The following is an 11,361-nucleotide window of genomic DNA, read 5'->3' as shown; positions in this document are numbered from 1 at the left end:
TCGCGCACTAGGTTCCGATCGTGCAGGAAGTCGAAGCCGCGCCTGTCACCGACCTCAGAGCGAAGCGCTGTGTGCTGAACGCCAAGGCGGTCGCCGGTTTCTTCGCTGTCAGCGCGTTCATTCCGAGGATGCTGACCGCCGGCCACCACCTGACCTACGACGAACTGGTGTGGATGCGGCGGACGGTCCGGTACTCGGACGCGCTCTCCACCGCCAACCTGGCCGGCATGACCGCTGCGACGGGCGATCAGGTGGCCACCTTGCCAGGGGTGCCCACGATGATCGTCGGCTCGATCGCGCGGTTCTTCTACGGCGCCGGCCAAAAGATCGGGGTCGTTTCCGATGAGCCCTTCGCTCAAGCCTGGACGGGTCTGCAGAGTGCCCAGATCGCTCTGGCAATCGCTACCAGCCTGCTGATCGGGCTGCTCGTGTGGCTCACCTGGCAGTGGCTCGGTGCCATTCCGTCCATGACCGTCGGGTTCTTCATGGCGACCGAGCCGCTCCTCGTGGGGCACGGCGCCGTCCTCCACACCGACGAACTCCTCGGGCTCCTTGCAGCCTGCACCGTGGTGTTGCTCGCTCGCTTGTTGGGACGCGGCGGACCTCCCCTCGAGCGCCCCGTAGCGACCGCCGTGGTTGCCGGCATTCTGGCGGCGCTGACCGCGCTGACGAAGCTCTCGGCCGTGGCGTTCATTCCTGGGGCGGTTTTGTTGATCTGCTGGGTCGCCTGGCGCCGGGTTGTCGGTTCCCGACGGGCAGGGGGCCGTTGGCAGGATGGGCTGGGATCCGTCCTCGAGCCCCTGGCGATCATCATCCTCGCCGGCGCCGCCACCGTCGCCATCCTGTGGCCGGCGATCGTCGTTGCCCCCGGTGATCAGTTGGGCGTGCTGCGCAAGTCGGCGAGCCTCGCCGACGCCGGGCAATTCAGCGTTTTCCAGGGCGAGATCACCTTCGCGCCGCCCGGCCTGTTCTACTTCGTCACCACTCCGTTTCGGATGACGCCGTGGTTCATGCTCGCAGCCGTGATCCTGGTCCCGATCGGCCTCACCGATCGCCATCGGCGACGACAATTCCTCACCATCGTCGTCTTCATCGTCACAACCGTCACCGTTCTGACGCTGACCCCGAAGAAGATCGACCGCTACATCATCGAAGTCCTGCCGCTGCTGGCGGTCGCCACCGGAATCGGTGCGGCGAGGTTGGTAGAGCACCTCCGCTCCGGTCGCTTCGGCCCGCTCGTGGCCGGATTTGTTGGCAGATATCCGAGGACGCTTCCCATCGCTGCAGCGGTGGCTCTCGTCGCCGCAACCGGGTATGCCGTTCATGTCAGCCCGTGGGGCGGGATCTACTTCAACCCGCTGCTCGGCGGTTCGGACCGGGCCGAGTCACTCTTGGTTGTCGGCTGGGGGGAAGGCATCAGGGATGCCGACGACATCATCGCCAGACGCGAGGCCGGCAACTGCGACAACATCATGGTGGCGATGGCATTTCCCTACTTCGACCAGGCGATCACCTGCGGCCGGGCGACCAAAGTCGGAAATGCGGCCGATTACCGAATTATCTACATCAACGATCGCCAACTGGACCTGTCCGGAGAGGTGGCCGGATTCAGGGCGGGCAACACGCCGGTCGGGGTCGTCAAGGAGCGCGGAATCGTGCTGGCGGAGGTCTACGACCTTCGGCCGGCCGCCTGACCACACGGACGGCCGCCCGCCCGGGCAACCGCCGGCTGACCGCAGGAGGGCCCGCACTCCTATGCTGTCGCCGTGCCTCGCTTTGTGCCCACCTTCTCCGCTTTCGGCCCGGCGCCGCAACCCCGGTGAGGGCGCTCGTCACCGGTGCCGGCGGCTTCGTCGGCGCCCACCTCACCGCCCATCTCGAATCGTCCGGCGACGAGGTCATCGGTTGGGACCGCACGCTCGAGGGCATCGATATCACCGACGGGCCCGCCGTGACGGCAGCCATGGCGGAGCTCCGCCCCAACGCGGTGTACCACCTGGCCGGTGATGCCGATGTCGGTGGCAGCTGGGATCACCCGGCGTCCACGTTTCGGGCCAACGCCGAAGGCACGCTCAACGTGTTGCTCGGCTGCCGCGACGCAGGGGTCGAACGGGTTCTGGTCGTCGGGTCGGCCGACGTGTATGGCCGGGTGCACACCGATGATCTGCCGATCACCGAGCAGTGCCCGCTGCGACCGGTCAGCCCATACGCAGCCTCCAAGGTCGCCGCCGACTTCCTGGCGGTCCAAGCGGGCCTGGGCTACGGGCTCGACGTCATTCGGACCCGCCCGTTCAACCACCTCGGCCCCGGCCAGTCGCCCCGCTTTGTCGCTCCGGCACTGGCACAACGCGTGGCGCAGGCCGAAATCAACGGCGGCGGAGAGATCCCGGTGGGCAACCTCACCCCGAAGCGCGACTTCACCGACGTTCGCGACGTGGTGCGGGCCTACCGGTTGCTGGTACTCGATGGGCAGCCCGGCGAGGCCTACAACATCTGCTCGGGCGCAGCGGTGGCGGTGCAGGAGTTGGTCGATTCCTTCATCGCCATGGCCACGGTCGACGTGCGGCTGACCTCCGACCCCGACCTGCAACGTCCGGTCGACATCCCCGTGCTGCTGGGCGACAACTCCAAGATCGAGGCGTCCACCGGATGGCAGCCCGAGATACCGCTGTCGCAGACGCTGGCCGACCTGATGGGCACCGCCCGCTCACGCGTCGCCGACGCCTGAGGCCCTCCTCACCCAAGCCTGAGGCCCCCCGCACCCAAGCCTGAGGCCCCCTCACCCAGGCCGGCGCCCACACCACCACGAACTCGGGAGCCCAGCGGGCGCCCTGACGGTCTTCTGCACTCCCGAGTTGCCGGTGCGCTGCGAACTCGGGAGCCCAGCGGGCGCCCTGACGGTCTTCTGCACTCCCGAGTTGCTGGCTCGTCAGGACCCGGCGAGACGCCCCACCCGCCGCCGAGCCTCGGCCAACTGGTCCCGGCAGCGTCGATCCAGCGTCCGCTGGGCCAGCGACTCCAGGCGAACACGCCACTCACCCAGTACCTCCCGGGTGAGTTCGGGCGATTCGACCCGTGCCAGCCACTCCAGGTCCCGGTCGAGAAGCGCCAGCTGAAGGTCGATCTCGGTGTGGCGCGCCGCGACCAGGGGCAGGCGGTCGCTCTTCTGGTGGGGATAGCTCGTGTTGGCGACCAGTTGGTGGGGTTCGGTGCCGAACACCCCGGCGAGCAACACCACCGTGCGCTCCGAGGGGATCGATCGGCCCGATTCGAGGTTGGACACCGCCACCCGCGAGATCGCCACCCGTTCGGCCAGTTCGGTCTGCGTCCACCCCAAGTCACCGCGCAGAGCTGCGATCCGCCCCCCAAGATTGGAGGGTAGCGACGCGTCCGGGGGCTCACTCACAGCAGCAAAGATACACCCGCTGAAGACGGGGCCCGGAGAGGTGGTACCGCCCAGGATCAGAGCGAACCTCCGAAACGGGAGGAGCTACGCAAACGTGTCAACTGAGTAGACAGACACCCCCGAGCGGGTGGACTACAACTACACCCATGACCAAGCGCGCGCTTATCACCGGAATCACCGGCCAGGACGGCTCGTACCTGGCCGAGCTGCTGCTCGACGAGGGCTACGAGGTCATCGGCATGGTGCGCCGCAGCTCGACGGTGACCTTCGAGCGCATCGCCCACCTGCAGGATCGCATCGCCACGGTCAACGGCGACCTGTTGGACCAGGCCAGCCTGATCGAACTGCTGCGTACCTACCGCCCCCACGAGGTGTACAACCTGGCAGCACAGAGCTTCGTGCAGACGTCGTTCTCCCAGCCGGTGCTCACCGGTGAGGTGACCGGCCTCGGCGTCACCCGCTTGCTGGACGCCATCCGAATCGTCGACCCGGACGTCCGCTTCTACCAGGCCTCCAGCTCGGAGATGTTCGGCAAGGTGCACGAGGTGCCCCAGCTGGAGACCACCCCGTTCCACCCCCGTTCCCCCTATGGCGTCGCCAAGGTCTACGGCCACTGGATCACCCTGAACTACCGCGAGAGCTACGACCTGTTTGCCTGCTCGGGCATTTTGTTCAACCACGAGTCTCCCAGGCGCGGCCTGGAGTTCGTCACCCGCAAGATCACCCACGGTGCAGCCCGCATCAAGCTGGGCATGGACACCGGGCTGGCGCTGGGCAACCTGGACGCCAAGCGCGACTGGGGCTTTGCCGGCGACTACGTCGAGGCGATGTACCTGATGCTGCAACAGGACGAACCCGACGACTACGTGGTCTCCACCGGCGATACCCACTCGGTGCGGGAGTTCTGCCAGGTTGCCTTCGACCGGGTCGGGCTCAACTGGGAGAACCATGTCACGGTCGACGAGAAGTTTTTCCGGCCCGCCGAGGTGGACCTCCTGGTCGGCGATCCGGCCAAGGCCCGCAAGGTGCTCGACTGGACGCCCAAGACCGACTTCGAGCAGCTGGTCCACATGATGGTTGACGCCGACATGGCGCTGCTCTCGGGGAAGCTCGATCATCTCGCCTGAACCGTCGGCCCCGACGGTCGCCGTGATCTCGGGTGGCGTCGGCGCGGCGCGCCTACTGGCGGGGATGGTGCAGGTCACCGACCCCGCCAGGATCGCCGCCGTCGTCAACGTGGCCGACGACACCGAGTTCCACGGTCTGTTGGTGTGCCCGGACCTCGACACGATCACCTACACGCTGGCCGGTGCGGTCAACCCGGACACCGGGTGGGGTCTGGCCGGGGAGACCTGGGCTGCGCTCGGGTCGCTGCGTCGCCACGCCAAGGCCAACGGCCGGGCAGACATCGGCTGGTTTGCGCTGGGCGACCTCGACCTGGGCACCCACCTGTGGCGTGGCCATCGACTGGCCGAGGGCGCCCGCCTCACCGAGGTGACCGCCGAGATCACGCGCACCTTCGGCCTGGGCCTGCGGCTGCTGCCGGTGAGCGACGACGCGATCCGCACCAAGGTGACAACCCACGACGGGGGGACGCTGACCTTTCAGGAGTACTTCGTTCGAGCGCAACACGATGTGGACGTGGCGACCGTCCGCTTCTCCGGCGCCATCGAGGCGCGACCCACCCCCGAAGCGACCGTCGCCCTGCGGGACGCCGCTGTGGTGGTGATCGCCCCGTCCAACCCGATCGTCTCGGTCGGTCCGGTGCTGGCCGTGCCGGGCATCGGCGAGGCACTGTCCCTCAGGCGAGAATCCGTGATTGCGGTGTCGCCCATCGTGGGCGGGGCGGCCCTGAAGGGACCCGCAGCCCGCCTGATGACCAACCTCGGCGAGGAGGCCTCGGTCGTCGGCGTCGCTCGGCGGTACGCACCGTTCGCAAGCGCGCTGATCATCGACACCGTCGACGCCGACCTCGCTGGTGCGGTGGCCCAGGCCGGCATGACGCCGGTGGTGGCGCCGTCGATCATGGACACGCCCGAGCGAGCCGCCGAGCTGGCCCGGGTGTGTCTGGCCGGCGCTCCGAGGTGAACAGCCTGGAGCTGCTGCCGGTTCCGGGCATCCCCGAGGTTCGGCCCGGCGATGATCTGGGCGCCCTGGTCGCCGACGCTGCGCTGGCCTCTGTCGGCTTCGAGGACGGCGACGTGGTTGTCGTCACCCAGAAGGTGGTCAGCAAGGCGGAGAACGCACTGGTGGCGATCGATGCCAACGACCCCAACGCCCACCGGGCGCTGGTCGCCGGGCAGTCGCGGCGCATCCTTCGCCGCCGGGGCGATCTGGTGATCTCCGAGACCCATCACGGCTTCGTCTGCGCCAACGCAGGCATCGACCTGTCGAACGTGGAAGCGGGAACCGCCGCCCTCCTGCCCGAGGATCCCGATCGTTCGGCCCGCCGCCTACGCGACGTGTTCGTGCACCGCTATGGCGTCACCTGCGGCGTGATCATCTCGGACACGTTCGGGCGGACGTGGCGCCGGGGGGTGACCGACATCGCCCTCGGCTCGGCGGGCATCCGACCCATCCTCGACCTGCGCGGCACCAACGATGCGCTCGGCCGCGAGCTGGCCGTCACCGAGGTGGCGCTGGTCGACGAGGTGGCGGCCGCGGCCGACCTGGTGATGGGCAAGTCGGCTGGGATCGCCGCAGCGATCGTCCGCGGCGTTGACCCCGCCTGGCTCACCGACCCGGCCGATCCCGACCTGCCCGCCTCCGGGGGCGTCGTCGCCGACCTCGTCCGCTCCCCCGCCGAGGACCTCTTCCGCTAACGCCAAACCCTCAGCGGAACGGGATCCGGCCTCCGTGGCCCGAACGGCCTCAGCGGAGCGGGACCCAGTTGCCGTGGAAGCCGAGCGGCACGCGCACCGGCAACTGCACCTGGGCGACCGGTCCGCCGGCCGGGTCGGCGGCGCTCAACACATCCAGGCTGGAGGTGCCGTCAGTCCGGTTGCTCACCAGCATCAGGTACCAGCCGTCGTCTTCGGCGGCATCGACGCTGCGGGGCACGAACACCGCCTCGCCGGGCGCCCGGTCCGGCCCGAGCGGAATCTCGAGGGCTTCGCCGCGTTCCAGGTCGTAGCGGACCAGGCCGGAATCCCCCCAGCCGATATCGCCACCCGCACCTGGGGAGCCGTCGCCCACCGCCAGAACGTTGGCCAGCCCGTAGCGGACCGTCCGCCCCACCCGGCGCTCGTCCACCCGAGGAAACTCGACCGGGCGGTCGTCGAGCTGGGACTCAGCCACGGGCCCGAGCGGTTGACCATCGGCGCCGAGGCGCAACGTCCAACGGCACAGCGTGGGCGCTCCCTCGTTGGGCCCATGGGGATCGGTATGAAACATCGAGGGGTGGCGCACCACGTTGAGCACGATCTCGAGTGTTCCGTCCTCCCGGCGCCGCTCCTCGGCGGACATTGGATGGAACACGTAACACGGCTCCACCTCGAACCAGCGCACCTCCTCCGGCTGCCCCCCGAGGGGCATCACTCCCACCCGCGCGCCGTACGCGTCGTCCCACACGTAGGGGAACGAGGCGCCGGATGCGGCCACGTCGAGGTTGAAGGTGACCGGCAAGTCGTAGAGCACCAGATGCCCCTCGGTGATCGAGCAATCGTGGACCATCGGGTTGCCGGGCACCGGCACGTCGACCCGGTGGACCACCCGGCCGGAGGACGGCTCGATCACCGCGTACTCCAACACGTTGGGCCGGGCCCAGTAGTAGCCGACCGCATGCAGGAGCCCGGTCGCCGGGTCGACCTTGGGGTGGGCGGTGTAGCCGTGGGGCAGGCTGCCGCCGAGGTCGGTGTGACACAGCGTGTCGAGGGTGTCGCTCAGCTCGACGGGACGGGCGCCGGCCTCGACGATGGCCATGGTGCGGCCACCGAGGTCGATCACGTTGGTATTCGCCGTCTCCATGCCGCCGTGGCGCTCGCCGGGGGCCGGTGGCTCACCCAACGCCTCGCTCACGTTGGTCGAGCGCACCCAACGGTTGCGGTACCACTCGGCCCGACCGTCCCGCAGGCGCAGGCCGTGCACCATCGCGTCGCCGGTGAACCAGTGGTAGGTGGCCGGGTCGACCGGCCCGAGCGGGTTGGGGCCGTTGCGCAGGTAGCGCCCGTCCAACTCCGGCGGCAGAGTGCCGGTGACGACCAAGTCGGTGAGCGTCACCTCCTCGGCGACCGGCGCATAGGCGCCCTCGAGGTACCGGTTCGGTATTGGGGCGCTGGGACGGGCGTTGGCTGTGACGGTGTCGGCCATGTCTCACGGTACGCCCGGGGAAAGGCCGTGTCATTCGGTGTGTTGCGTCCCGTGGAGCCGTCCGAGAAGTTGGGGACGGCCGATCATCTAGCGTGCCCCCATGGTGTCTCCCCCCTCCGGCCCGGCCTCCGTGGCGATCGACCACCCGCCCTCGCCCGAGCGTCTGGACGGCTCCGTGGCGTTGATCACCGGCGCCAACTCCGGCATTGGGTTGGAGACAGCAGTGGCGTTGGCAACGCGTGGAGCGACGGTGATCGGCGCCGTCCGCAACCGGGCCAAGGGGGAACGGGCGCTCGAGCACATCATCGCCAGGTCGGGCAACGAGTCGGTGGAGATGTTGCCGCTCGACCTGGCCGACCTGGCGACGGTGAGCGCCCTGGCCACCTCTCTCGAGGGTCGCACCATCGACCTGTTGATCAACAACGCCGGCCTGATCCTGGGCGAACGCACCGAGACCGCTCAGGGGTTCGAGACGATGTTCGGGGTCAACCACCTCGGCCACTTCTACCTCACCCGTCGCCTGCTCCCTCAGCTGCGCGGTGTTGCCGACCCGGAACCGGACGACTACCTGATGCGCCGAGCCATCCCGAGCCGGGTGATCAACATCGCCTCCGCGGCCCACCACCTGGCTCCCCGCGGCATTCCCTTCGGACGCCTTGCTCACCGCCGCATCGGCCTGTGGAATGCGTTGGGTGTCTACGGGGAGTCGAAGTTGGCCAACGTCGCCTTCACGCGTTCGTTGGCCAACCGGCTCGACCCGACCCGGGTGGTCGTTCACTCAGTCCACCCGGGCAGTGTCGCCAGCGAGTTCGCCATGGACGGTGACGTGTCCAGTCGCATGGAACGGTGGCTGCGCCCGATCGAACAGCGGGTGCTGATCACCGCCGGACAGGGCGCTGAAACGCCGGTGTTCGCCGCCACGTCGGTGCTGTGCGGTCGGTCGAGCGGCACCTATTGGGTGCGAAAGCGCCCGGGCACGGTCGGCCGCCGGGCCCGATCCACCGTGCACGCCGAGCACCTCTGGCAGCTGTCCGAGCGGCTGTTGGCCCAGGCGGGCTACCCCGTTCCGCCGGTGCCCGAGCTGAGGGCGCCGGTCGCCGTCGGCTGAGCCTCAGTCGGGCCGGGCGATCCGCTACCCCCGGAGCGGCTGGCCGTGTCCCTGAGCGGCTCCGATGGATGCCATCAGCACCGGGGCCGCCGCCACCAGGAAGCCGATTTCGGTGGCCAACGCCGGAAAGCCCTCGGTCCAGTGCGCCCACACTCCCGATTCGTTGAACCCGGGGAGCCCGGTCGTGCGGCTGACCAGGAAGCCCACGATCATGCCGGCCGAGAGGGCTGCACCGAGGAGCCAGGCGCGGCGGTCGTCGTGCTGCCACAGGTAGGCGGCCAAGCCGATGCACAGTGGCACCGACAGTCCGAACAGAAGGCCGATGTACAGCTTTTCATTGACGTACTCGAGGGTAATGAACCCATGGAGCAACCCCGCGCCGATGAGGCAGGCCGCGGCCGCCCCTCGTCGCAGGTCGGATGCTCCGGATGCTGTACGTGTTGACATGGGGGGTCCCTTTCAGGCCGCCGCTCGTTGCGGCGTCGATGCACCCTCACACCCAACGTGCCAGCGCAAGCCCAGGGCCGGGTCAAGTTTTGGCAAAGATGGGGACCAGCTCGGAGGTGACCGTCGGCCGAGCCTCAGTCGGGCCAGGCGTCCTTCACCGGCCGAACGTCGCCCGACAGCACTGCACCGGGTTCGACCTTCTCGCCGAAGCCGATCACGCTCAGGTCGGCCACGGTGGCGCCTTCGGAGATCGTGGCGGTGCCACCGATGAGCGACATGGTCACCGTGGCGTTGGCGCCGATGCTCGAGCCGGCGAACACGACCGAGCGTTCGACCCGTGCGCCGGCCTCCACGACCGACTCGGCGCCGATCATCGAGTCGACGACGACCGCATCGGAGTGCACGCGGGCCGACGGGTGCACCGCATCACTGCCGAAGGCCCGCTTGCCGGCGAGCACGTCGAGGTTGGCCTGCAACAGGGTCTCGGGTGTACCCGCATCGAGCCAGTAGGCGTCGCTGCGCAGGGCGTAGAGGGTGCGGTCACCGGCGAGGGCCGGGAACACCTCCCGCTCGACCGACACCCGGCGGCCATCGGCGATGCGCCCGATCACCGAGGGCTCCATCACGTAGGTGCCGGCATTGATGTAATTGGTCGGCGCTGTGCCGGGGTCGGGCTTCTCGACGAAGTCGATCACCGAATGGTCGTCCCGGGTCGGCACGACGCCGAAACGGGACGGATCCTCGACCGGCGTCAGGGCGATCGTCGCCTCGGCCCCACAGCGCTCGTGATGGTCCCAGAGGGCGCCCACATCCAGATCGGTCAGGACGTCGCCGTTGACGACAAGGAAGCGCTCGTCCAGCCCGGCCTCCAGCGCCGCAAAGCGGATGGCACCCGCCGTGTCGAGCGGCTCAGGCTCCACCGCATAGTGCAGCGTGACGCCGGCGCAGGACCCGTACGGATACGCCTCGACGAAGGTGTCGGGCCGGTACCCGAGCGACAGCACCACCTCGGTCACACCCGCTTCCGACAGGCCGCCGACCACGCGCTCGAGCATGGTGGTGTGGGCCACCGGCAGCATCTGCTTGGGCAGGGTCAGGGTGAGGGGGCGCAGGCGAGTGCCGAAACCTCCAACCAGGACGATCGCTCGCATGGCGGCCCGATCAGCCCGCAGCCGTGGTGACCGGCGCGGTGGCGTCGGTCGTGGGTGCCGGTTCCCCGGTCGTGGGTGCAGGATCGTCGCCCGCCGGAACGGTGACATCGGTGGGGATGTTCTCGCCAGGATTGGCCGGGAGGTCTCCTTGGCCAGGCTCCTGGTCGTTGTCGGGGTTCTTCAGGGCTTCGATGCTGGGGGGCAACAGGTCGCCCTTGCGCTTCTCCGCCACGTTGTCGATCTGCTTCTCGGGGAGAAAGGCGAGCGTCCAGGCTTGACCGTCGGTGCGCACCGGGAGCTCACCAAAGTCGTCGGTGTGCACGATTGGCTCGGTATCGGGACCGGCCTGGGCCGGGTACTCCAACAGCACCCACTGGCCCTTTTCCTTCTTCGCGTCCTTGCCGTCACCCACCTTGCAGGTGGTCGTGCCGCTCGTCCAGGTCTTTTCCTTCGCGTCTGCGCCCTCGGGGAGCACGACCACGTCGGGCGTCGCCTCGAGGCCGACCGCATCAAAGAACTTGCCGATCACCGCTCCCGACCCCGCCGAGCTCGGCTGCGAGGGGTGGATGTGGATCAGACCATCGTCGTGGGAGTGGATCCCGGTGGTGTCGGTCTTGACGTCGGCCAACGGTTCGATAAAGCGGTCGCACAGGTAGATCCCGAAGGCATTTCGATAGCGGTCGCCTTCGGCCGTGTCCGACGCCATACGCGGAGCGGCGCCCGAGACGTCTCGGTAGGCCGATCGAGCGAACGCTGTGAGGACCAGGCCGACGATGACGATGACGACCAACAGCAACGTGAAGCCCACGGGGCGCCGTTGTCCCGCAGCCCGGGTGACCCCGGCCCGCTGGACGCGCTGGATCTTTTTGAGGGAGCGCTGAGAGTCCATGAGCCGGACACGCTACTACTCCCAGGAGGTCGATCCACTAGCGCCCATCCCA

11 protein-coding genes are annotated in these 11,361 nt (G+C 68.7%); 6 read left to right on the top strand and 5 right to left on the bottom strand.

The window, feature by feature from the left end:
* Positions 1-20: 20 nt before the first annotated feature.
* Both PKD89_RS00835 and PKD89_RS00830 read left to right on the top strand, forming a co-directional pair.
* Positions 21-1,694: a hypothetical protein gene (locus PKD89_RS00835; RefSeq protein WP_289010733.1), complete on the top strand. Its 1,674-nt coding sequence runs from the start codon at positions 21-23 to the stop codon at positions 1,692-1,694.
* A gap of 125 nt (positions 1,695-1,819) precedes the next feature.
* Positions 1,820-2,728 carry a GDP-mannose 4,6-dehydratase gene (locus PKD89_RS00830; protein ID WP_289010734.1) on the top strand — a complete coding sequence of 303 codons (909 nt, stop codon included), beginning with the start codon at positions 1,820-1,822 and terminating at the stop codon, positions 2,726-2,728.
* Between the two features lie 201 nt (positions 2,729-2,929).
* Here the strand turns inward: PKD89_RS00830 and PKD89_RS00825 are convergent, their stop codons facing one another.
* Positions 2,930-3,406 (bottom strand): helix-turn-helix domain-containing protein, encoded by a 477-nt coding sequence (locus PKD89_RS00825; RefSeq protein ID WP_287377755.1) that lies wholly within the window; start codon positions 3,404-3,406, stop codon positions 2,930-2,932.
* A gap of 146 nt (positions 3,407-3,552) precedes the next feature.
* Here PKD89_RS00825 and gmd point away from each other — a divergent pair, with 146 nt between their 5' ends.
* The 3 genes from gmd to cofE are packed head-to-tail and all read left to right on the top strand — an operon-like array spanning position 3,553 to position 6,228.
* Positions 3,553-4,533, top strand: a complete 981-nt coding sequence (gmd, locus tag PKD89_RS00820) for a GDP-mannose 4,6-dehydratase (RefSeq protein WP_287377757.1) — start codon at positions 3,553-3,555, stop codon at positions 4,531-4,533.
* Positions 4,534-4,555: 22 nt separating this feature from the next.
* Entirely contained in the window at positions 4,556-5,494 is a 939-nt protein-coding gene (cofD, locus tag PKD89_RS00815; protein WP_287377759.1) for a 2-phospho-L-lactate transferase, read from the top strand.
* Positions 5,470-6,228 (top strand): coenzyme F420-0:L-glutamate ligase, encoded by a 759-nt coding sequence (gene cofE / locus PKD89_RS00810; RefSeq protein WP_289010735.1) that lies wholly within the window; start codon positions 5,470-5,472, stop codon positions 6,226-6,228. Before cofD ends, cofE begins: the two co-directional genes overlap by 25 nt.
* A gap of 49 nt (positions 6,229-6,277) precedes the next feature.
* On the opposite strand, the gene PKD89_RS00805 is transcribed toward cofE, so the two are convergent.
* Complete coding sequence (locus PKD89_RS00805; protein WP_289010736.1) at positions 6,278-7,714, bottom strand: carotenoid oxygenase family protein; 1,437 nt, start codon at positions 7,712-7,714, stop codon at positions 6,278-6,280.
* A 100-nt stretch (positions 7,715-7,814) separates the two neighbouring features.
* Here PKD89_RS00805 and PKD89_RS00800 point away from each other — a divergent pair, with 100 nt between their 5' ends.
* Positions 7,815-8,822: an SDR family NAD(P)-dependent oxidoreductase gene (locus PKD89_RS00800; RefSeq protein WP_289010737.1), complete on the top strand. Its 1,008-nt coding sequence runs from the start codon at positions 7,815-7,817 to the stop codon at positions 8,820-8,822.
* Between the two features lie 24 nt (positions 8,823-8,846).
* On the opposite strand, the gene PKD89_RS00795 is transcribed toward PKD89_RS00800, so the two are convergent.
* From PKD89_RS00795 to PKD89_RS00785, 3 genes are all read right to left on the bottom strand, one after another.
* The gene (locus PKD89_RS00795) at positions 8,847-9,269 is read right to left on the bottom strand and encodes a hypothetical protein (protein ID WP_287377767.1); all 423 of its coding nucleotides are present in this window, start codon (positions 9,267-9,269) and stop codon (positions 8,847-8,849) included.
* A 134-nt stretch (positions 9,270-9,403) separates the two neighbouring features.
* Positions 9,404-10,420 (bottom strand): NDP-sugar synthase, encoded by a 1,017-nt coding sequence (locus PKD89_RS00790; protein ID WP_289010738.1) that lies wholly within the window; start codon positions 10,418-10,420, stop codon positions 9,404-9,406.
* A gap of 10 nt (positions 10,421-10,430) precedes the next feature.
* Entirely contained in the window at positions 10,431-11,309 is an 879-nt protein-coding gene (locus tag PKD89_RS00785; protein ID WP_289010739.1) for a hypothetical protein, read from the bottom strand.
* Between the last annotated feature and the right edge of the window lie 52 nt (positions 11,310-11,361).

The organism is Candidatus Neomicrothrix sp., from assembly GCF_035329545.1.
Taxonomy (GTDB): domain Bacteria; phylum Actinomycetota; class Acidimicrobiia; order Acidimicrobiales; family Microtrichaceae; genus Microthrix; species Microthrix subdominans.
Note: the sequence above shows the minus strand (reverse complement) of the source record. Positions and strands in the feature narration are given on the sequence as shown.

Bases quoted from the DNA above. Each gene is read 5' to 3' on its own strand.
- gmd (WP_287377757.1), top strand. From the start codon at position 3,553: ATGACCAAGCGCGCGCTTATCACCGGAATCACCGGCCAGGACGGCTCG.
- PKD89_RS00805 (WP_289010736.1), bottom strand. From the start codon at position 7,714: ATGGCCGACACCGTCACAGCCAACGCCCGTCCCAGCGCCCCAATACCG.
- PKD89_RS00800 (WP_289010737.1), top strand. From the start codon at position 7,815: ATGGTGTCTCCCCCCTCCGGCCCGGCCTCCGTGGCGATCGACCACCCG.
- PKD89_RS00795 (WP_287377767.1), bottom strand. From the start codon at position 9,269: ATGTCAACACGTACAGCATCCGGAGCATCCGACCTGCGACGAGGGGCG.
- PKD89_RS00790 (WP_289010738.1), bottom strand. From the start codon at position 10,420: ATGCGAGCGATCGTCCTGGTTGGAGGTTTCGGCACTCGCCTGCGCCCC.
- PKD89_RS00785 (WP_289010739.1), bottom strand. From the start codon at position 11,309: ATGGACTCTCAGCGCTCCCTCAAAAAGATCCAGCGCGTCCAGCGGGCC.